Source organism: Nostoc favosum CHAB5714 (genome assembly GCF_020829495.1).
In the GTDB taxonomy this organism is placed as follows: Bacteria; Cyanobacteriota; Cyanobacteriia; order Cyanobacteriales; family Nostocaceae; genus Nostoc; species Nostoc favosum.
In genome coordinates, this window is record NZ_JAIVFQ010000027.1 from 39902 (window position 1) to 62267 (window position 22366).

General features: G+C 43.7%; 11 protein-coding genes, 1 tRNA gene and 2 pseudogenes. 8 read left to right on the forward strand and 6 right to left on the reverse strand.

Annotation, left to right across the window (positions count from 1 at the left end; all coding sequences use genetic code 11):
* The first annotated feature begins 7 nt into the window (after positions 1–7).
* The 5 genes from LC586_RS18635 to LC586_RS18655 all read left to right on the forward strand — a co-directional run bounded on the left by LC586_RS18635 (position 8) and on the right by LC586_RS18655 (position 12643).
* The gene (locus LC586_RS18635; RefSeq protein ID WP_229486218.1) at positions 8–2941 is read left to right on the forward strand and encodes a methyl-accepting chemotaxis protein; all 2934 of its coding nucleotides are present in this window, start codon (positions 8–10) and stop codon (positions 2939–2941) included.
* A gap of 109 nt (positions 2942–3050) precedes the next feature.
* A complete protein-coding gene (locus LC586_RS18640; protein ID WP_229486219.1) occupies positions 3051–8672 on the forward strand; it encodes a hybrid sensor histidine kinase/response regulator in 5622 nt (1873 codons plus the stop codon).
* Positions 8673–8864: 192 nt separating this feature from the next.
* Positions 8865–9065 (forward strand): hypothetical protein, encoded by a 201-nt coding sequence (locus LC586_RS18645; protein ID WP_229486220.1) that lies wholly within the window; start codon positions 8865–8867, stop codon positions 9063–9065.
* A gap of 176 nt (positions 9066–9241) precedes the next feature.
* Positions 9242–9724, forward strand: a complete 483-nt coding sequence (locus tag LC586_RS18650; protein ID WP_229486221.1) for a PEP-CTERM sorting domain-containing protein — start codon at positions 9242–9244, stop codon at positions 9722–9724.
* Between the two features lie 1341 nt (positions 9725–11065).
* Positions 11066–12643, forward strand: a complete 1578-nt coding sequence (locus LC586_RS18655) for a calcium-binding protein (RefSeq protein WP_229486222.1) — start codon at positions 11066–11068, stop codon at positions 12641–12643.
* Between the two features lie 698 nt (positions 12644–13341).
* On the opposite strand, the pseudogene LC586_RS18660 reads toward LC586_RS18655, so the two are convergent.
* A pseudogene (locus LC586_RS18660) lies at positions 13342–14979 on the reverse strand (tetratricopeptide repeat protein); the annotation flags it as partial.
* 342 nt (positions 14980–15321) lie between these two features.
* Entirely contained in the window at positions 15322–15465 is a 144-nt protein-coding gene (locus LC586_RS18665; RefSeq protein WP_229486224.1) for a hypothetical protein, read from the reverse strand.
* A 224-nt stretch (positions 15466–15689) separates the two neighbouring features.
* Between LC586_RS18665 and LC586_RS18670 the strand changes: the two genes are divergently transcribed.
* Positions 15690–16265 (forward strand): hypothetical protein, encoded by a 576-nt coding sequence (locus tag LC586_RS18670; protein ID WP_229486225.1) that lies wholly within the window; start codon positions 15690–15692, stop codon positions 16263–16265.
* A gap of 93 nt (positions 16266–16358) precedes the next feature.
* On the opposite strand, the gene LC586_RS18675 is transcribed toward LC586_RS18670, so the two are convergent.
* Both LC586_RS18675 and LC586_RS18680 read right to left on the reverse strand, forming a co-directional pair.
* A complete protein-coding gene (locus LC586_RS18675) occupies positions 16359–17765 on the reverse strand; it encodes a lysophospholipid acyltransferase family protein (RefSeq protein WP_229486226.1) in 1407 nt (468 codons plus the stop codon).
* 177 nt (positions 17766–17942) lie between these two features.
* Positions 17943–18015 (reverse strand) — tRNA-Ala (locus LC586_RS18680).
* Positions 18016–18087: 72 nt separating this feature from the next.
* On the opposite strand from LC586_RS18680, the gene trhO reads away from it, so the two are divergent.
* Positions 18088–19005, forward strand: a complete 918-nt coding sequence (gene trhO / locus LC586_RS18685; protein ID WP_229486252.1) for an oxygen-dependent tRNA uridine(34) hydroxylase TrhO — start codon at positions 18088–18090, stop codon at positions 19003–19005.
* 411 nt (positions 19006–19416) lie between these two features.
* Here the strand turns inward: trhO and LC586_RS18690 are convergent, their stop codons facing one another.
* Positions 19417–20949: a SagB/ThcOx family dehydrogenase gene (locus LC586_RS18690; RefSeq protein WP_229486253.1), complete on the reverse strand. Its 1533-nt coding sequence runs from the start codon at positions 20947–20949 to the stop codon at positions 19417–19419.
* Positions 20950–21241: 292 nt separating this feature from the next.
* Here LC586_RS18690 and LC586_RS18695 point away from each other — a divergent pair, with 292 nt between their 5' ends.
* Positions 21242–21472, forward strand: a complete 231-nt coding sequence (locus LC586_RS18695; protein ID WP_229486227.1) for an addiction module protein — start codon at positions 21242–21244, stop codon at positions 21470–21472.
* Between the two features lie 110 nt (positions 21473–21582).
* Here LC586_RS18695 and LC586_RS18700 read toward each other — a convergent pair.
* A pseudogene (locus LC586_RS18700) lies at positions 21583–21903 on the reverse strand (M28 family peptidase); the annotation flags it as partial.
* Positions 21904–22366 lie beyond the last annotated feature (463 nt).

Consider the following 22366-nt stretch of genomic DNA (forward strand, 5'->3'; position numbering starts at 1 on the left):
GGAGGAAATGGCAGCAAGTATTGATAATTACGAGCCAACATATCAACAGGCGATGACCGCCTATGTTCAAAGGAATTATGAGGTTGCCGCCACTTTAGTTGACCAAGTGGTGCAAAATTTACCAAATGACCCCAACTCCCATTTGCTAAGGGGTCACATTTACTATGTTTTACAGCAGTACGATGTAGCAAAAGAAGAATATCAACAGGTATTACGCTTGACTGACGATCAAGAAATTATTGGTTTTGCCAATAATGGAATTGAGAATATCAATCAATATTTACAATCATTCGGTGGGGAAATTGATACATCAGATAGTCAAGAGCAAATTAATTCCCCAGAGATGTCTGATGCACTGGTATATAGCGAACAAGAATTAGAAGATTTGGGCGCTAGTAAGGATTTTGACAGCAATAACCTTGATTTGAACTTTTTTGGAGAGCATCAAGAACCTGTAAATGGCGTTGAGGAACTATCTTCAAAAAGTCCATTTGATATACCAACAGAAGATAGTATTGGAACGAGACAAATATCAGATTCTTCTACAGCTTATGGTGACGATCCTTTTGCTTTCAATGAAGAACTACAGGAACAAGAGTTAAATAACAGCAAATGGGAGGAGAAAGCAGAATTAGAGTTGCCTGCTTTCTGGCAGGAAGATATATCAGAAGAGAACTACGAAGAATCATTAGTAAATAGTCATTTTTCAGATAATGGGAAAAATTCCGATCGCGGGAATTCAGCTATTGACAATAATAACTCTTCATCTTCTAATTCCAAAACTGGGAATAACGAGAATAATTTCCCTGATTTATTGAGTGAGCCAAAGTCCCCAGAGCTTAGTAATGAAGACTTGGAATATACAAAATCTAGTTTGGGAGACGAAACTTTATTTATTGTTCAAGAAGAACTTAAAAATAGTTCATCAACAAATAGCAACAGTCAATATGATTTGCCTGAAACCGAAGCACCCGATTGGTTGAAATCAAAAACTTTTGCAGATGAAGAAGCTTTTGCGCCGAATTTATCTGATGATGCTTCGTCTTTTAGCAACAATTTTTCTGTAAAAGAAAAGCAGTTTAAATCAGGCGAAGTTATCGGTAAAAATAGCTTTGATGACGATGATAATTTTGATATGGAAGCATTTGAGTCTGCCTTTGGCTCAGAAGGGTTAAGCCCTTATGAAGACTCAAACAATATACTGAATGGAGAAAATTCTAAAAGCAATATAGAATTTTTAGATGACTTTGAGGAATTTGATGATTTAGGTAACATTCCAGGGTTTGACCTGCTCGAAGGAGATTCTAACTTCGCTGATCTAGCAATGCATTCTGCTTCATCAGAAACTAGTGGCAGTGGACGTTCTCAAGTCGTGGAAGCTTCTGCAAGTAGTGCAGCTAGCGATCGCGAAGAGGAATTATTCACAATGACTGGTTCCCATGAAGAAGTTCCAGTCTTTAGCCAAACAGATGTCTCAAAACTAGAACCCAACGTCAGCGTTGAGCAAGGATGGTTAGCACCATTAGAAAATGCCTCCATAGAAAGGAAACAATGGTTAATTGCTGGAAGTGTGGGCATTGTCTCGGCACTGGTTGTAGCCACAGTTAGCTTTGTCGCTACCACATTTTCGCCAGCCCAACAACGAGAATCAGTGCGGAACACAGGTTGGGCAATGTCATTAGCAGCTGGGATTGCAGGTTTTACCACCGCAGGTGTCATGGGAAATCTTGCACTCAAACAAATTCGGCGCACAACTGATGATCTCCAAGCTCAGTTTGAGGCTGTGCGTCAAGGAAATTTGAATGCTCAAGCCACAGTATTTTCCGAAGATGAATTGGGCCATTTAGCTACTGGCTTTAATGAAATGGCACGGGTAATTTTCACGACTACAAATGAAGCCCAACGGAAAGCCGATGAACAAGAGGAAGCCAAAGAAAACCTGCAACGCCAAGTGATTCGCCTTTTGGATGATGTGGAAGGAGCTGCTAGAGGTGATTTAACAGTCCAAGCGGAAGTGACAGCCGACGTATTGGGAGCGGTAGCTGACGCCTTTAACCTGACAATTCAAAACCTGCGGGATATTGTGCAACAGGTAAAAGTGGCGGCGAAGGATGTAACAAAAGGTGCAACCAACTCTGAAACTTTTGCGAGAGCCTTATCTAGTGATGCTTTGCGCCAAGCAGAAGAGTTGGCAGTGACGCTCAATTCTGTACAAGTAATGACTGACTCGATTCAGCGGGTAGCAGAGGCGGCGCGGGAAGCCGAAACGGTTGCGCGTGATGCTAGTACGATCGCTCTCAAAGGTGGCGAAGCAGTAGAAAATACTGTGGCGGGGATTTTGGAAATTCGAGAAACCGTTGCCGAAACCACTCGAAAAGTGAAGCGGTTAGCGGAATCTTCCCAAGAAATTTCTAAAATTGTGGCGTTGATTTCCCAAATTGCTTCGAGAACAAACTTACTGGCACTCAATGCTAGTATTGAGGCGGCAAGGGCGGGAGAAGCTGGACGCGGGTTTGCGATCGTAGCAGACGAAGTGCGCCAGTTAGCAGACAAATCTGCTAAATCTCTGAAGGAAATTGAACAAATTGTGATGCAAATCCAAAGCGAAACAGGCTCTGTAATGACCGCGATGGAAGAAGGCACACAACAAGTAATTAAAGGTACAAAATTGGCAGAAGAAGCGAAGCGATCGCTCGAAAACATTATTCAAGTGGCGAATCGCATCGATATTCTTGTACGCTCAATTACCAGCGACACTGTGGAACAAACTGAAACTTCCCGCGCCGTCGCTCACGTAATGCAATCAGTAGAACTCACCGCGCAAGAAACTTCCCAGGAAGCACAGCGAGTTTCAGGTGCGCTACAACACTTAGTTGGTGTATCCCGTGACTTGATCGCCTCCGTTGAACGTTTCCGAGTGGAAACTACGGAAACCAGGTAACAAAGTTAGGAGTTGGGAGTGAGGAGTTAGAAATAAAAATCACAACTCACATCTCATAACTCATAACTCATAATTCATAACTCATAACTCATAACTCATAACTTTTGCTATGCTGCCGGAACAACAACAGCGGATTTTGGGTTACTTTATCGAAGAAGCCAGGGATCACCTGAATACCATTGAGCAGGGCTTGCTGAATTTAGAGGGTACACTGAACGACCCGGAAATGATCAGTGAAGTCTTCCGGGCGGCTCACTCCATCAAAGGAGGAGCGGCGATGCTTGGATTGACTAGCATCCAGCATACCTCTCACCGTCTGGAAGATTGTTTTAAAGTTCTCAAAGATAATCCGGTTCAGATTGACCAAAAGTTAGAGTCTTTATTTCTTGGTGTATCTGATACCCTGAAAGCGCTGTTAGAGCATTTGAGCGGGCCTTATGGTCTTTCTGAAGATGCAGCTAATACTTTGATGTCAGAAACTGAGCCAGTCTTTCAATGGCTGTATCAGCATCTGGAACTACTTGTAGAACAAGGAAAAAATGGAGTAGCTAGCACAACAGAACGACACACAACCTCTGTAGAGAATGTCTCCACACTTACAGAACTTTTCCTGCGGCGAGATATTCCCAGTTTGCCAGAAGACACCCATCAGGAATCTCCAGAAATATCACTCTCAGTAACACCCCAAGAGGTGCGAGACAATGCTGCGCGATCGCCTCTCACCGCCAAAGAAAATAATTGGGGCGAATTTCAAGCCCAGGTGCTGCAAAGACTGCGGGAAATGTTGCAACTGTTTAAGCAAACAACAACACCCTCAACTCGACAAAACCTTCAGGAATGCTGTTACCAGTTAGTTAGACTTGGTGAAACTTGGAATTTGTCCAAGTGGTGTGGTTTGTGTCAAGCAGCAGCCAGTGCGATCGGCAATCCTGAAAATACCTATCTCACTTTAGCTAAAATTGTCATTACCGAAATCAAGCAAGCTCAAGAATTAGTCTTGCAAGGTAGGGAAGCCGAAATTGCAATTAGTCAGCAACTAGAAGCGCTTTTGAACTTTGCAGAAATTGAGTTATTAGAAGTTACCCCTAATTTGTTTGACGAACAGTCTGCGGCTTTGACAGAATTATCAATTGCCTCAGAGCCAATTCGATCTGCTAACAGCGAGCCGTTAGTCATAACTAACCTAGCCCAGACAACTGAAGAACTTAATCTAGACGAGGATACTAGCGATCACGCAACGTTAGCAAGTCCGCGAGCGTCTGGCTACGCCAACGTCAAGGGCGATCGCCCCTATATTCAACAAGGGACACCACTAAACGCTGCTACTCACACTAGTCTTACTTTCACCACACATGAAGAAGTACATCCAATCAGTAGCAATCTTGACCCCAATGGCCCAGAGGTAGGAATAGCTGAGTTAAATACCCTTGCCGATTTATTTGACGGTGATACTCCCGAACTAGATGAAAGCTGGCATCAACAAGAAACCTTAGATATTGTTGCCACGGATGATTTTGGAATTGATTTCAGCAGCACAGACGCTGAGGATGCTAATAGCGATTTATCCGATTTCCTCTCTTTTGATGAAGATACAAGCAACGAGCAGCACCCAACAACCACAGCCACTACAGAAGATTTATCTTTGTTATTTGGCGACAATTTCCTAGAAAAAGAGAATTCAGAATCGCAAAATCAACAAACATCTCCTACGACTTTAGAGTTAAGCGATATTAACGTACTTGATATAAATTTAGACTCTTCTTCCCAAGATTTACAAAAATTTATTGATATTTATAGTGATACAAACCTGCTTCCTGATGTCAACAAAAACGATGTGGTTGAAGATTTATTGACACTGACGCTAGATGATGATATAGAACTATTACCTACAGGCGAAGTAACTCAACCAGAAACAGAGGTGAACGCCTCTGTGAAACTATCTACCAACCAACAAAACAGTTTTGATAACTTATTCTTAGAAACTAGAAATGCAAATTGGGTAGAAGAAATTACCCCTAGTGACTACGTAGAATTACCCCAGGAAACAGGCTTGTCTTTAGACAGCCTATTTGCTGAAATGGAAGAACAGACACTACTGCCTACAAGTGAACCAGAACTTGGTGATTTATTTGATACATCTCCAACAACAGCACCTGAGTTTTCTGAATCAGAAAATGATCTGAGCAACTTCTGGAACCAGGAAACCACAGAGGAACAGGACGAATTCAATTCCTTAATTGAGCAAAATGTGGAAAGGGCGTTAGAAGAGAGTTTGTTTGCTGCAACTAATGACATTTTTGCCGACAGTCAGCAGCCAATACCTTCTCCTATAGCCAGTTTTGACATAGAAGAAGATTTTGATCTCAATTTCCAGCACCAAGAGCAGCTAGATTTGATATTCTCATCAGATTCTGGAGATGATTTATTTGATGAGTTAACACCGAGTAACCCAAGTATTTCCCCTGCAATCAGCGATCGCATACAGCCCTTTGCGCCTGAAACGCCTTTGTTGGCGCAGCATCTAGGGGAAGAAATTATCAAGCGATCGCAACAACCAGAAGCTTTAGATTTTGTTCCAGAATTTACTAATCAGCCCTCAGAGATATCTGCTGTTGATCTGGAACTTGATTCATTCAACCCTTTCGATGAAAATCCGCAACTGCTGTTTGAGGATGTAGCTACATCCACTTATATTCAGATGGAAACCACAGATAATACTGTGGATGAACTATCAGCTACAGAAAATATCAACTTTGGGGAAACTTCAGATTTAGGATCACTTCAACCACAGCCAGATGATTCATTCGACTCTTTCGATGAAAATCCGCAACTGCTGTTTGAGGATGTCGCTACATCCACCTATATTCAGATGGAAACCACAGATAATAATACTGTGGATGAACTATCGGCTATAGAAACTTCTCTTGATATTAATTTTGGGGAAACTTCAGATTTAGCATCATTTCAAGCACAGCCAGATGATTCATTCGACTCTTTCGATGAAAATCCGCAACTGCTGTTTGAAGATGTCGCTACATCCACCTATATTCAGATGGAAACCACAGATAATAATACTGTGGATGAACTATCGGCTATAGAAAATATTAATTTTGGGGAAACTTCAGATTTAGCCAAGACTTGCCCAGAAGTTTTAGGTACTGAGCCGAAGAATAACTTAGAAACTGCCTTTGAGTTCCCAGAAAACAGAGATATTGAAGATACAGAGCTTGGTTTTGCAAATGATTTATTGTTTACAGAAACTGCTATATCAGAAGCAATAAACCAGGAAGAATTAGGAGAAAGTGCGACAACAATTGATTCACAAACGGTTATTCAGGAAGGTGTAGAAACCGATTTGTGGGATCTAGCAGAGACATCTGACACTGGTACAGGTTCAGAGGGCGAAAACGCTATTGTTACCTCAATTGAAGAATTGGTAACGACAAAAAACGTTGAAGTAGTTGCTCCAGAAGATGACTTTGCAGACTTGGAAGCATTACTAGGAGAGGAAGTAGCACTTAACCCCAAAGCTAAGGAGATACCAGAAGTAGATTTTGCAGCTCTGGAAGAATTGCTAGGTACAGATAACAACAGCGATGTCTACGACGGGCTACGCCAACGCCAGCCCTTCAACAATCAACCAGTCTTGGCGAAAAATGCCATTCCATCACCAGCTACAGATGAATTTGGTGATTTGGAGAAGTTGCTGGCAGAAGCGGATCAAACAATATCCCATTCACCATCAGTAAAATCTAACACCAACAAAATTCCCCGTCCCTCTACTCGTCGAGCTGCGAGATTTGAAGAAACGATGAAGGTTCCAGTTAAGCAACTGGACGATATGAGTAATTTAGTTGGGGAGTTGGTGGTAAATCGCAATACCTTAGAGCAGGATCATGAACGCCTGCGGCAGTCATTAGATAACTTGCTAATTCAGGTACAACAACTCTCGGATGTAGGCGCAAGAATGCAGGAGTTGTACGAGCGATCGCTACTAGAAGCTTCTCTATTAGCTGGACGCAAAAACAAAGACTCCGGCTTACAAGCAGCTGATTCCAATGCCGATAGGGGTTTTAGCGAGTTAGAAATGGATCGTTTTACTCCCTTCCATACCCTGTCCCAGCAGATGATTGAACGCATTGTGCGAGTGCGTGAGTCGGCAAGTGACATTGATTTTGTTACCGAAGAAACCGAGCGAGTAGCAAGGCAGTTCCGCCAAGTAACTACCCAGCTACAAGAGGGATTAACAAGAGCGCGAATGGTGCCTTTTGCCCAAACTATCGATCGCTGGCGGCGAGGAGTGCGCGACAACGCCATCAAGTGTGGCAAACAAGTGGAGTTGGTGATCGAAGGTGGCGATACCTTAATTGACAAGATGATTTTGGATCATCTGACCGATCCGTTAACTCACATGCTGAATAATGCGATCGCTCACGGTATTGAAACGGCAGAAGAAAGGCAAGCTGCTGGTAAACCAGCCATAGGAATCATTACTATCCGTGCCTTCCACCAAGGCAACCAAACGATCATTTCTGTAGGCGATGATGGCGCAGGTATCGATTCAGCAAAGGTTAAGGCTAAGGCGGTGAAGATTGGCATGATTACACAAGCGCAGGCAAAAGCCATGTCTCGCCTGGAAGTCTACGATCTGCTGTTCCAGTCTGGTTTTACAATCAAAGACCAAGCAGATGAAATTTCTGGTCGTGGTGTGGGTATGGACGTAGTGCGCTCCGAGATTAGCGAAATTCGGGGGACAGTGAACACCGATTCTGCGATCGGAAAGGGAACCACCTTCACCATCCGTCTGCCACTGACTCTGAGTATTTGTAAAGCTCTCTGCTGCGTCTCTGATCGAGCCAGGATTGCTTTCCCGATGGACGGTGTAGAAGATACGCTGGATATACCAGTCAAAAATATCCAGCACGATGCCAATGGGGAATCATTTATTTCCTGGCGCGATACGGTGCTGCCATTCCGACCCCTTAAGGAACTTTTAACCTTCAATCGCCAGATCAGTCGCGGCAATGTCTATGGTGGCACTAGAGATGATGATATGGTTTCTGTGGTCGTGGTGCGATCGGCAAATACCCTAATTGCTCTACAGATTGACCTAGTGTTAAGCGAACAAGAAATTGTAATTAAGCAATTTGAAGGGCCAGCGCCTAAACCCATTGGTGTAGCTGGTGCTACAGTCCTGGGTGATGGTCGGATTATGCCCATTGCTGATGTACTAGAAATAATTGACATCTTCCAAGGACGGATTTCTACACAAATTGGTGGCAATTCTTGGCAACAGAAAGGGATTCCCGTAGACACCTCTCCTGCGAAGATTGACCCGACAGTGCTGATCGTCGATGACTCGATTACAGTCCGAGAGTTGCTCTCCCTAACGTTTAATAAGGCAGGTTATCGTGTAGAACAGGCGCGTGACGGCCAGGAAGCTTGGGATAAACTCCGCTCCGGTCTGCCTTGCGATATCGTATTTTGCGACATCGAAATGCCCCGTTGCGATGGTCTGGAGTTACTCTCCCGCATTCAGAAAGACTCTAACCTCAACCACTTACCGATCGCTATGCTCACCTCGCGGGGTGCAGACAAGCACAGACAAATTGCAGCTCAACTCGGTGCTAGTGGCTACTTTACCAAGCCTTATCTCGAAGAAGCTCTACTTGAAGCTGCGGCGCGGATGTTGAAAGGGGAGAAACTTGTTAGCAGTACGAGTAATGTTTAATAAGTAAGTAATAAAAGACCTTGGCAGTAAACCTGTCAAGGTCTTTTACTCAAACGAGATAAAAATTACGGTTATTTACTGGTTTTAAATCAAATCTTCATACAAAACTATCGGTTTTTTCGGTTTTTATTGAAACATGATGTTGCAACCCATATACTCATTATTAATCAAGACTATGATGCTATTTGCCTTATGCATAAGGAATCAAAGATCAAAAGTTTAATAAAATTAGGATTTGCTATCTCTGGCGTTGTTCTTTCTCTTGCAACTATAGAAGTAGCAAAAGCAGATATTGTACCAGGCACGCTTTCTACCGATGCGTTCGATTCTACACAAGGCACAGTGATCACGAATGACGACACAATCATTGATCCTATTAAGAGGATGTTTTAAAAGGGTCTTTTGTTCTCCTAGTTAGTACAGTCAAGTATCTCAGTACATGGCTAAAACCTTGATTTATCGTCGAAGTTAACCCAAGTGAGAACAGCAAAATTATACCTTCTGGGGCTTTTAAAACATCCTCTAACGCTTTTCGTACAAGTGGAGGGTTTGAGGACGGTCATACACTTATGCGTAATGGTGGTCTTGGCTCAATCAGCTTCATTGAGTTTGCCACTGCTTCCCCGGTTACAATCGGTGGTGTAAGGTTATTTGCCCACAATGATGGCGAATTTTTCGATTTTCGTCGTGCGATGAGCAATTTTTCACTCTTGGCTGACACAAATTCTGACAACGTTTTTGAGACTGTTGTAGCTAACCGAAATATTAATCCCAATTATGCGCTACAGACTGGTAACAATGCAGCACTCCCAGAAGACCTCGATCTGATAATCCCATCTCTTGTTGGCAATATAACCGCACAGTCTTGGCGGCTTGAAGTTACGCAAGGAACTAATATACAGCCTTTCGAGGGTGCTAGTCTGGTTGAGTTGGACGCTTTACCATCTATACCTACCTCTGTTCCTGAACCCACCTCTGCTAGCGGTATTGCTCTTGTCAGTGCTTTGGGAGCATGGATAAAGCGTAAACAAAAAGCTTCTAAATGTGCCTAATTTGAAATAAATAACGCACACTAAAGTAAAAACTTACATATTAACCCTCTTCTATCACTCTCAGAAAACAATAATCGAAGCAGAAAACTGAAACTATGACTAAATCAAGGTTTGAGGCTTTATTTTCTAATATAAATTCAAAAATGTAGCCCAAACCTGGAAAGTGAAGTCTCGTAAGCCTTGCAGCGATTGCTTTGTCCAAGAGTGATGGAAGAGGTGTATACACGGTAGGTGAACGGGGAGGGGTTGGGGGTGGGGTTCTTTTATTATGGGTAATTTGGCGGACATGATACAATACGGTTCAGTTAAGGCTAAAACTCTTTGTGAAAGTCAATTTTTTTTTTAACGAACCGCAGAGGCGCAGAGAACACAGAGAGAAGGAAGAAATGCTTAACTGAACAGTATTGGGACATGATATGAGGCAAGGAAAGCCAACATCTTTGAGAACGACGGATTTATCGAAGATTCCAATGTTAAGAAATAATTCGCTAACAGCATTCGTTCCTCAACCCAACATTTCCGGGCTTTGTTGCTTAACCAAACCTACAATTTTTCTTAACTGAACCATATTAATTTATTAACTTATAATACGCCACGACGGAAATAGAGCAACTATTTAAAATCCCTAAAGAGCTTATTCCATAATACTTTTGACTTTTGACTTTTGACTTCCGCCTTGGGTACTAGGTGCTTTGCAACGATAAAGTCGTGCGTTCAGTGACCCTACGCTCCACCTTCACTGAAATTAACTTTAGAAGGCAAATATTCAATCAGATTAAAGTATTACATTTTACTCATCAGATAAATACTTATTTAAGAGTAAATGCAAAAATCCATGCTTCAACCTTCAGTAAAAACTCTTGGTTATTAACAGCATGTATCGATTATTCATAGCTGCTTCTAGGTCGGTGACACTTTTAGATACTTTAGATAAAACCTCACTATATTTTATAGGTAAATACTCCCTTGTTAATCCTGCTAGAAAAATTGAGTGTTGTCACCAAAGCCACAAGATAAGCACGGATTAATATTTAATTATCAGTTATGATTTTAACTTTATTTAAAATTATCTAATCGTCTGTAAGCCTCTACAGGAAAGGCATTTAGGAAAAATTTTTGATTTTCCAGATGGTCTAAAAGTTGCAAATTTCATAGTGAATCAGTTTTATAAAAACAAATATTTTGCATAAAATAAGAACGGATCTCTGAGTAATACTTAGCAGCTAAAAACTATCAGTTTTGTAGCTCGGAGACAGAAACTAGTACTTTCATACTTTTCTTAAAAATGAACTGCTAGTAGCTCATTTTTCACTTAGAAATTAAGAATCAGGAGGATTAATCATGGCAGTAATTTGGATTCCAGGCCCAGAACCAACCAATAGAGCAGATACAGGTATTAGTGATGCCGCTTCTGATAACTTCAGTGGTTTTGGTGGAAATGACACCCTAATTGGTGGCGCTGGAAATGACACCCTAATTGGTGGCGCTGGTCGTGACTTGCTACAAGGTGGCGATGGTATCGACTTGCTAGCCGGTGGGGGCGGGAGCGATACCATAATAGGCGATCGCGGCAACGATATCTTCACTGGCGGAGGCGGCGACGACCGACTCATCTGGAACAACGGTGACGGTAGCGACAGAATTAGCGGTAACGCTGGCGATGACGTGGTTGAGGTCAACGGCGCCGGAGCTGCAGGAGACACCTTCCGCCTGGAACAAGACGCCCAAGGAAGAGCAATCTTTGATCGGCTTAACCTAGTTCCCTTCACCCTGACTGTAGACACCGCAGAGAGTTTTGAAGTCAATGGTGGCGGAGGCGATGACATCTTCGATGTTAATGACTTGGGGGAAACTAGCCTCAGTGCAGTCAGCTTTACAGGCGGTGCTGGAAATGACTCGCTTGATGGTAGTGGCACATCTACACCGTTAACTGGCTCTGGTGATAGTGGAAATGACACCCTAATTGGTGGAACTGGAAATGACACCCTAATTGGTGGCGCTGGAAATGACTTGCTACAAGGTGGCGATGGTATCGACTTGCTAGCCGGTGGGGGCGGGAGCGATACCATAATAGGCGATCGCGGCAACGATATCTTCACTGGCGGAGGCGGCGACGACCGACTCATCTGGAACAACGGTGACGGTAGCGACAGAATTAGCGGTAATGCTGGCGATGACGTGGTTGAGGTCAACGGCGCAGGAGCTGCAGGAGACACCTTCCGCCTGGAACAAGACGCCCAAGGAAGAGCAATCTTTGATCGGCTTAACCTAGTTCCCTTCACCCTGACTGTAGACACCGCAGAGAGTTTTGAAGTCAATGGTGGCGGAGGCGATGACATCTTCGATGTTAATGACTTGGGGGAAACTAGCCTCAGTGCAGTCAGCTTTACAGGCGGTGCTGGGAATGACTTGCTTGATGGTAGTGGCACAGCTACACCGTTAAGCGGCTTTGGTGGTAACGGTAGTGACAGCCTCTATGGTGGCGCTGGCAATGACAGCCTCTATGGTGATGCTGGTAATGACTTCTTAAGAGGTGGCGATGGTAATGATCTTCTGACAGGCGGTAGTGGTAGCGATCGCTTCGTGTTCAACTCAGGCGCTCAGTATAATGATGCAGCTCTTGGCGTAGATCAAATTACTGACTTCAGCCGCGCTTCTGACAGAATTGTCCTGGATCAGACAACTTTCCTCGGACTCAACAATCTGTCCGATATTCAGATAGTAGCTAATGATGCAGCAGCTGCAACTAGCTTTAGACTCATTACTTACAGTCTTGGAACTGGCAATTTGTTCTTCAACCCAAACTTGAGATCACCAGGCTTTGGGACAGGTGGGCTGTTTGCCAACATTGATAACGATAACGATCCATTCACAGCAGCGCCAGTATTGGCAGCTACGAACTTTGAGATCGTTGGGTAATCACACAGAATCTAAACATGTCTGCAAGTTTGCAGCTAGATCCCAATAACCGCAATCATCAGCATTGCTAATTAGGGAGCATCCCAATGCAAGCAAATTTATCAAGTTAGCAGGTAGTCATTGCGAATGGAGCGAACGCGAGTGCGTCTCTAAGAGTTGCGGAATGAAGCAATCGCAAAGTCTAGATGCTGCGATTGCAACTCTTAGAGACGCTACCGCGAACGCTTCATTTCATTACGTACCCTGCGGGAACGCCAAGGGCGAACGCAATGACAAAATATGTTTTTACACATTTGGGATGCTCCCGCTAATTAGGGATTTTTAATCCAATACGCTTGGGTTGAGCCTAAGCGTTACCCAACAAAGCCTTGATAATGTTGGGTTTCTTTCCTCAACCCAACCTACGCCAGTTTTAGTTTTTAGCCTTAACCCAGGCTTATTGGTTTTTAACCTTGTTTCATATTTGGTATTTCTTGTCAATGCGTAAGTTCTAACTAATAGCCCTTTCAAGGTGGGTAAAAATTTTGGTCAGAAAATTTCTCTTTAATCTCTTTACTCTGTGTTCTCTGCGACTCTGTGGTTAAATAAATTACTTTTAAACCGCAGAGCCACAGAGAACACAGAGAGAAAAAAACAGATTTTAGGAGTCACCTTGAAAGGGCTAGTTCTAACTAATTACCCGGACTTGATATTACGAATATAGATTGCTCTAAATTAATAATGGCTTCAGTTGGTCGATTTGTACTTTGGAAGAGTCCACCAATATTACCCAAGGTGAGAGCTTCAACAGAGCGATCGCCCACAGCACGCCAAAGGGGCAGAGCTTGGTTGTAAAAATTGAGTGCTTTTTGCTTTTCTCTTAAATCGTCGTAGACTCGACCGATGTTATTGAGTGTAGTCGCTTCACCTGAGCGATCGCCCACAGCACGCCAAAGGGGCAGAGCTTGGTTGTAAAAATTGAGTGCTTTTTGCTTTTGTCCTAAATCGTCGTAGACTCGACCAATGTTATTGAGTGTAGCCGCTTCACCTGAGCGATCGCCCACAGCACGCGAAAGGGGCAGAGCTTGGTTGTAAAAATCGAGTGCTTTTTGCTTTTGTCCTAAATAGGAGTAGACTAGACCGATCTCATTGAGTGTAGTCGCAACACCAGAGCGATCGCCCACAGCACGTTTTAGGGGCAGAGCTTGGTTGTAAAAATCGAGTGCTTTTTGCTTTTGTCCTAAAGCGGAGTAGACTGAACCGATGTTATTGAGTGTAGTCGCAACACCTGTGCGATCGCCCACAGCACGTTTTAGGGGCAGAGCTTGGTTGTAAAAATCGAGTGCTTTTTGCTTTTCTCCTAAATCAAAGTAGACTCCACCGATGTTATTGAGTGTAGCCGCTTCACCTGAGCGATCGCCCACAGCCCGCCTAAGGGGCAGAGCTTGGTTGTAAAAATCGAGTGCTTTTTGCTTTTCTCCTAAATCGGAGTAGACTGCACCGATGTTATTGAGTGTGCGAGCAACACCTGTGCGATCGCCCACAGCCCGCCTAAGGGGCAGAGCTTGGTTGAAAAAATCGAGTGCTTTTTGCTTTTCTCCTAAATCAAAGTAGACTTTACCGATGTTATTGAGTGTAGTCGCAACACCAGAGCGATCGCCCATAGCCCGCCAAAGGGGCAGAGTTTGGTTGAAAAAATCGAGTGCTTTTTGCTTTTCTCCTAAATCGGAGTAGACTCCACCGATGTCATTGAGTGTAGTCGCAACACCAGAGCGATCGCCCACAGCCCGCGAAAGGGGCAGAGCTTGGTTGTAAAATTCGAGTGCTTTTTGCTTTTCTCCTAAATCGGAGTAGACTCGACCGATGTTATTGAGTGTAGTCGCAACACCAGAGCGATCGCCCACAGCCCGCGAAAGGGGCAAAGCTTGGTTGAAAAAATCGAGTGCTTTTTGCTTTTCTCCTAAATCGTCGTAGACTCCACCGATGTTATTGAGTGTAGTCGCAACACCTGCCTTGTCGCCCACAGCCCGCGAAAGGGGCAAAGCTTGGTTGTAAAAATCGAGTGCTTTTTGCTTTTCTCCTAAACGGTCGTAGTTAGACCCAAGCCAAACCAGTGCAGTTCCTTCTAGTTTTTGGTCTTTGAGTTCCTGTGCCATAGTTGGAACTGGCTGTAATATTTGTATTGCCTGTTGGTGTTCCTGTTGCTGTGTCAGTTTTATCCCTTGCTCAAGCAGTCTTTCTGCTTCTTGCGCTTGCGAATTTTGAGTTTGTCCCCAAGTGGGTTGAGCCATCAGCATCACTGTTATAGGCGTTAGATAAACGCCCACAGCCAAAAGACTGGTGAGAATTTTTTTCATAGAATAGCGCAGAGGTAGCTGTTTTCAATTGGGTCTAGAAGCTGTCGTTACCAACATCGTGATATTTGTGATGAACATCGTGATATTTGTTATTAATATCGTAATGTTTGTGATGAACATTGCAATGTTTCTTATTAATATTGTGATGTTTGTGATGAACATTGCAATGTTTCTTATTAATATCGTGATGTTTGTGATGAACATCGTGATATTTGTTATTAACATCGCAATGTTCCTTATTAATATTGCGATGTTTGTTATTAACCAGAAGTGTCTGTCGTTAAGAACGTCAAAATGGTTAGGGGTATAGATGTACGCCCCTAGAGATGAAAGAATTCACGCTCAATAAGGTTTTGCCAGAATAGTGACCGTTCGTTGTTGCGAATTGAACTGGATTTCATCTACCACATATTGCCGATTTCTAGCCACTGACTGAATACCCTGCAACTGTGCTGTGGAAACTACAGGTGGTTTCAGTTTCACCACCGCTTGACCTTGAGTAGAATTTTTTACAGTAAAATTATTTATGGGTATACCACTCCAAGTTACAGCCTTACCTGTGGGACGGTCTCCAATACGCTTGGGTTAAGCCCAAAAAATAAAAATGTGTAGGTTGGGTTTCGCGTTGCTCAACCCAACAATAATCTCGGTGCCGTACTCTCGGCGGTAACACACCCTACATTGTTTACCTCATCTCCCCCATCTCCCGTATGACCCAAGCCCCAAATCCTAATCAGGAAACCAATATTTTAGGTAAATTCACAAGTGTACTTGGCTTGCTGGGTGCGGCGCTTTTCTTTGCAGGCTGGATTTACCGTTGGTCATATTTCTACTTTTTTCAGCTAGAAGTCAATACCCTCGATTTACCTGCACAGTCTTTTTTAATAGTTCCCCTGCAAATATTTCTCGGAGATGGCTGGGCAATATTTAAAACAGCGATCGCTTTTTTTATAGCTGCGATGCCTACGGCGGCAAGCTACGCAATTCAGGCTACATTATGGTTAATTAAAATCATCAGTGATACGGTAGTCTCTGTAAGCCAATTACTACTGAGTCGCATCATCTCTGCTACTCAACGCAAAAGCTCATGGACAGCGAAACAGCTTAAATCTCTGGCTGAATTTAGTTCTGGGCAACTGCGCTCAGTTGATTTTCTGCGATCGCTAGTCAATGAGATAGTCATAGTATCCTGGGTATTAATTGTGATATTTTGGTTAGCTCGTTGGCAAGGCATTGCAGATGCACAACGAGACGCTGGTCAAAAATCCACTTTGCCTGTGGGATAAGCGTTTTAGCTTAAGTTGACACCAATGAGCATTGCTGTGCCCCTACTTGCTTGGTCTATTTACTTGGATACTTATCACCTCTGCGTCAGGCAATCAAGCAATCATCTTCTCTAAAGCAACCTGCAAATCTTTCGTCAAATCGCTCACACCTTGTCTAGCCGTCAAACGATCGCCCTGACAATTTTTCCAGCGTTCGGTTACTGAAATTGGCTCCCCTACGGTGATTTGTGTCTCTCGCAAACCTAGCCGAGGTCGCCCTGGAAGTGTTGTATCCTGAATTCTAGAAAGCATATCGAATACAAGCAAAGCTGTTTCCGCAAACCGTTCCGCCGTCGGTTGTTCCTGAATATAAGTAGCTGTGACTGCAACAAAACTTTCCACTATCCGCATGTGCCGCATCCGCAAGTCTGCTTCTTGAGCAATCCAGTCTGCCAAACCGCGTTTAAAGGGTGGTAAAGCATTGATATCTGGCAAATCTTCCCGATATATGTAATTCCAGCCAGCCTCTTCCAAGCGGCGACAGCGATCAATGGAATTTCCCTGTGCTTGAACTCCAAAATATTGCTCGGCAACTTGTAAAGCCTTATCCAGTAAGCGATGAAGTCGAGCAATCAACACCTGATTAGAACTAGCAGATTCATCAGTTGAGATGGTTTTTGGGATGTCTTGATGATAGAAGCGACGATAAAATTCTTCCATCTCGGTAATCAGATATTCAGCCAACCTACACAGGCGTTGATAGTAAATCTCTTCGCCCTCACCCTGCTCAATTTCCATTGCAGGCAAGCCACTATCAGCTTCCAACTTACTCAGCAGCCAATCCAGTTTAGACCAAGGTGGCTCAACGTAGCGATACTGGATAGCGATCGGTACAATAATTACAGTCTCAGTCCGATTAGCTTTTTGCAAGTCTTCTACACACCAGAACCCCATTTGAGCAACACCAGGTTCCAAGGGGCTAACAATACCACTATGACCATTAGTACCGCCTTCCGGTGCCACTGCGATCGGTAGTTCACCATTAGCAAACAACTCCCGTGCTGTTTGAATAGCTTGCCGATCTAGTCGTCTACCGCGATGAATCGGCACACCCCCTATCCGTGAAAACAACCAACCTAGCCACTTTCCAGCCCAAACCGTCATACCCCGGTCATAGAGAAAATAGCTGTGAACAAGGGATTGCAGTGTAATACCTTTCTGACGAGCAACCTGTGGCACAATGCGGGAAAGCAAATACAGCATACACAGGGGATCTTCCACCTCTGGGTGGCGAAATGCCAGCAAAAAGCGAATTTTTCCAGCCTGGAATTGTTGATAAAGTTCAGCTAATACCTCAACATTCTTGGCTTCAACACGGACAATACCAGCCGTTAGCCAAGGACGAGTGCGGAACCGTAGTGCGATCGGCAGTAACCACCGAACAATCTGGAGTACCAGCAGGTTCAACCGTTGAGGAATAAATTTTAGTGGTGGTTGAGTAGACTGAATCGATCTAGGCAAGTCGCTCTCCAGATTGTATTTTTAGCGATTGTACAACGTGGAGTCTTGGTTTTGCGTCAACCCGCAGCCTGTTGTTGTTAAACATCGTTCAGTTTTACTTCTCCATCCATAGACCCTAAGTATCGAATAAAAGTTAGTTTGGATGTTTAGGAAAATTTCGGAATAAGTAATATCCAATGGAGGTTAGCGGACTCGAACCGCTGACATCCTGCTTGCAAAGCAGGCGCTCTACCAACTGAGCTAAACCCCCATAAAGTTAAAATAGTAGGTAAGTTTGATTGTCGAAGTTAATTGTAACTTATATTGTTCCATTACCAAAGGGATGAAGCCAGAAAATATCCAAGTTGTTGCAGCACTGTATAAATTTGTCAAGCTCCCAGATTTTGCCGAGAAACAAGAGCCTCTGCTGTCTTACTGCCAAACGCAAGGTGTGAAGGGAACAATTTTGCTGGCACAAGAAGGCATTAACGGTACAATTGCCGGTTCGCGTCAGGCGATTGATTCTGTTCTCTGGTTTCTGCGTACTGACCCTCGTCTAGCAGACCTAGAATACAAAGAGTCCTATACCGAAACCCCCCCCTTTGAGCGGATGAAGGTGCGGTTGAAGCCAGAAATTGTTACTTTGGGATTGCCTGAAATTGACCCAAATGAACAAGTTGGCACTTATGTCAGTCCCCAAGAATGGAATGATTTGATTTGCGATCCAGAAGTAACCGTGATTGACACCCGCAATGATTATGAGGTGAATATCGGTACTTTTCAAGGAGCAGAAAATCCGCAAACTGGCTCATTCCGGGAATTCCCCGATTATGTGCTACGCCACCTCGACCCAACTAAACACAAAAAGGTTGCTCTGTTTTGTACAGGCGGCATTCGCTGTGAAAAAGCCTCATCCTTCATGCTTGCCCAAGGCTTTGCAGAAGTTTATCATCTAAAGGGCGGCATTCTCAAGTATTTAGAGGAAGTTCCAGCCCAGGAAAGTTTATGGCAAGGGGAATGTTTTGTCTTTGACGAGCGCGTAGCTGTCAGTCATGGGTTGGAGGAAGGAAGTTGCGAGCGATGCTTCTGTTGTGGATATGCGATTACTGAGTCAGATAAGGTGTCTCCAAAGTATGAACAAGGTATCTCCTGTCCCTATTGTTTTGATAGCCTCACCGACGAGAAAAGAGCGCGTCAGCAGCAAAAATGGCGGCACTACCAAACCCAAGTTCTTAATTCCAAAAATCGGGATGTAAGTTAATCACAAAAGCGAGTTTTAAATGCCATCATTCATGATTCTTCACTCAAGGATAATTCGGAATTTAACAAAGTTTGCGGGTTGAATTCCCCTGCCTAAGAAGGGCAGTATGTTTTGCGGTGGGTGGGGTTCTTCGGGTTTAATAAGTAATCAAGCGAACATGATATAATATCTGATAATTTATCGATAAAAAACCTTAAGAGCAACATCTACGCTCTTTAATACTTAAGAATGAAAAATAAGGGTCTTTACTCAAAAAGACTTCCCACAGAGGTATATGTTGGTTCAATCTTCATAGGAATCTAGCAGTGTAAAGTATGTTTGATAGTTTACACTAAGCAAAGATAACTTGTACATAGACGCAAAGAATACAGAAAGAAACTCTCTGCATTCTGTGCGTCTCTAGGATTATTTTTATCTTGGGCGTCCCAATGTAGTGATATATAGAACAGCTTCATCAGCAGGGATACCCAAAACTTCATTTACTTGGTCATCAAAGAAACCACCGATACCACTAACGCCTACATTCAGGTGTATGGCTGCTAAATTCAAGCGTTGTCCTAAATGGCCGGCATCCAGATGTAAGTAACGGTAAACGCGATCGCCATATTGTGCGATCGCAGCTTTCAAATCGGCTGTATGAAACAACACCGCAGCTGCATCCCGCCCTAATTCTTGCCCCAAACAGAGAAAATGTAACTCTCGCCGAAAGTTTTTAAAGCGAATTTGGCGTAATTCTTGGGCTTTGGGTGCGTAATAATAACAACCTGCCTCCAATCCTTTGACTCCGCAAACAGCAATAAATGTTTCTATTAAATTCAAATCAAAGTAGTCTGGAGAAATATCTAAACTTTGGTCGATGTAATTTTGTGGTTGGTAAGTGAAATCGAGTAAACCTTTTAATTCATCGAAAGTTAAATCATCACCATTATAAGCGCGGGTAGAGCGTCGCTTATACATAGTAATTTCCAGTTCTGACAGCTTTTGTCCCCAATCTATAGGCGCAGTGTTGGTGGGAATTTTCAAACAGAAAGGAAAGTTATATTTATCCTCCAAAGATTTTTCTTGTTTAATAGTTGGTAGATTAAGATTGCCCGTTACACCTGATTGGATCTGAGTGTGTCGATGGAAATATGTCAGCAATTCACCATCGGGGATTTTGGGATAACTGGTTTCGGTGGTGGAAGGTAAAGCAGTACATCCCACTGGCAAATTTTGATTGATATCTAACAAGTCTGCCAGAGGTAAGACAGCGATCGCACCTTCTTGTTGCGGATCGATATAAAGCAGATCGTTTACCGATTCATCCACAAAACCGCCGATTAAGTGGGGGCGAAAGTCAGTAATCGCACCAGCTAACTCGATATTGCCCAACAGGTGTCCCGTATCTAGAAAAATCCGCCGATAAGCCCGATCTTCATAGCGCCACGCAGAGCGATAGAAAACCGCAGTCACAATAATTGCTAGTTGGGTATTTTCTAGGGAAGGATGCCAGAAACAAGCTGCTTGGAGATTTTGCCAAACATCACTTTCCCAATAATGCATCAGAGAATGAGTTCGACACTGGTAATTATACAGACCTGGTGGCAATAACGCCGTACCACGAGAAACCACATACACCTCGGCAGGGTATAATCCGCCTGCACTGGGAGCAGCACGTAAATACACCGCGCTACCCATAGAAGGCATTCTCGCCGTCAATCCATAGCTGCGAAACAGCAGCCGTGAAAGTCTTTGCCACCATTGAGCATCTGGGTTATTAGCAAATCCCTCTGTTTTTTCTTGGATATAGGGTTTGAGATCAAAAGTAGAGCCAATTTTGTACTCCTTGAAAGGCACTGGCTGTTTAGCCCAGTCTAACTGCTGACTTTTAGAAGCGAGAGTCTCAGGGTTGTATTTAGTCCGTTCGTGGTAATGCTGGGCAATTGATTGGTGTAATTCTGGCATAGTACTTTTAATATCCTTGGGGCATCCTTTTTTTGATCTTGGCATTCATTAGCCTCATTGTTTCGTGTCAATTCGTACAATCCTCATAGTCACGAAGTGGTGATTGGTAACAAGTGCATTGGGGAATGGGGCATTGGGTGCTGGGGAGACAGGCGCTAACACCAAGCGTATTGAACTATAAACCTTTATATTGAAGATTATGTGGCGCTTCGATTCATGGCAAACCGCTTACCTTAATCTGCCACATTCAACACTAACTCTATGCTGATTAATCGCAAGAGGATTGCAGACTATGACCAAGACAGTACAGAAACTTAGGCTTGAACTATCTCAGCTATCTATGCAGGAACGTGCAGAGCTTGCTTACTTTTTGATCCACTCCTTAGATCAAGATGTTGACGATAACGCAGAATTTGCTTGGGATGTTGAGTTAACGAGAAGGATGGAAGAGATTAGTAGTGGGACAGCTTATGGTGAACTGTCAGACAAGGTATTCACTGAACTGCGACAAAAGTACTCGTGAAGCAAATCATTATTCACAGTGAAGCTAGAGCAGAGCTAGATAATTCAGTCGCCTACTACCAGAGGCAAAAGGCTGGCTTGGGGCTAGATTTCTTATCTGAAGTGGAGCATGGCTAATTCCAGCAACACCGCCACACCGGTGGCATTATCATCAGCCGCAGGTGTTCCCGGAACGCCATCATAATGAGCGCCAATTAAAATCGGTGGCAAATCCTTTTTTTGTCGTCTCCCTTGGGAGGGTAAATTTAATATCAAGTTATTACAAGCTTTACCCCTGACTTCAAAGGTGTGGATTTCCACACTCCCCCATTGGGAGAATTGCTGGCGGATGTATTCTTGAACAAAAAAATGTCCAGCCGTTGCCATGTAAGGATCGCGTTCTCGCGCAATCTCAGCTAGGGAAGTTTGTAATCGCTCTGGTGAACTACTCAGACTTGCCTACGGCTGAAGTCTAAGCTTCCCAATTCATCGGGAATAGCCTCACTCCGTAGTTTTTTTGGTCTTACATTCCCTCCAAGGGCAGGAGTCCTGGTTCCCAAGACCCAAATCTTTCTCTTGCGACACTTACCTATACAGCTTGGTTTTCGCTTACGGCATTGGTGGTCAAGACAGCCAGTATAATACCCGAAAAATTGGGGATTCGTCATCCCCCGCTCACAATCCCCATCTAAGGAGTACCTTGAACGCGAACAGCGTCTCGTAGAGAAGATGGAGACTTCCACGAAGTGTTAAGGTGCATTTAGAAACTTGCAGATACAGTACATAGAAGTAGCAGGATAACAAGAATTGAGGCTGCTTGGACACACCAATCATCGTCAATGCTATCCTAGTCTTGCAACTATCTGCTCTAGCTGCACTTCTTAGCTTACTGCCTTAATGATGACTATTATACCAT

What these genes read in the sequence shown, in the direction of transcription:
- LC586_RS18635 (WP_229486218.1), top strand. Translation starts at nt 8, where the DNA reads ATGGCAGCAAGTATTGATAATTACGAGCCAACATATCAACAGGCGATG.
- LC586_RS18640 (WP_229486219.1), top strand. Translation starts at nt 3,051, where the DNA reads ATGCTGCCGGAACAACAACAGCGGATTTTGGGTTACTTTATCGAAGAA.
- LC586_RS18645 (WP_229486220.1), top strand. Translation starts at nt 8,865, where the DNA reads ATGCATAAGGAATCAAAGATCAAAAGTTTAATAAAATTAGGATTTGCT.
- LC586_RS18650 (WP_229486221.1), top strand. Translation starts at nt 9,242, where the DNA reads ATGCGTAATGGTGGTCTTGGCTCAATCAGCTTCATTGAGTTTGCCACT.
- LC586_RS18655 (WP_229486222.1), top strand. Translation starts at nt 11,066, where the DNA reads ATGGCAGTAATTTGGATTCCAGGCCCAGAACCAACCAATAGAGCAGAT.
- LC586_RS18670 (WP_229486225.1), top strand. Translation starts at nt 15,690, where the DNA reads ATGACCCAAGCCCCAAATCCTAATCAGGAAACCAATATTTTAGGTAAA.
- trhO (WP_229486252.1), top strand. Translation starts at nt 18,088, where the DNA reads ATGAAGCCAGAAAATATCCAAGTTGTTGCAGCACTGTATAAATTTGTC.
- LC586_RS18690 (WP_229486253.1), bottom strand. Translation starts at nt 20,949, where the DNA reads ATGCCAGAATTACACCAATCAATTGCCCAGCATTACCACGAACGGACT.
- LC586_RS18695 (WP_229486227.1), top strand. Translation starts at nt 21,242, where the DNA reads ATGACCAAGACAGTACAGAAACTTAGGCTTGAACTATCTCAGCTATCT.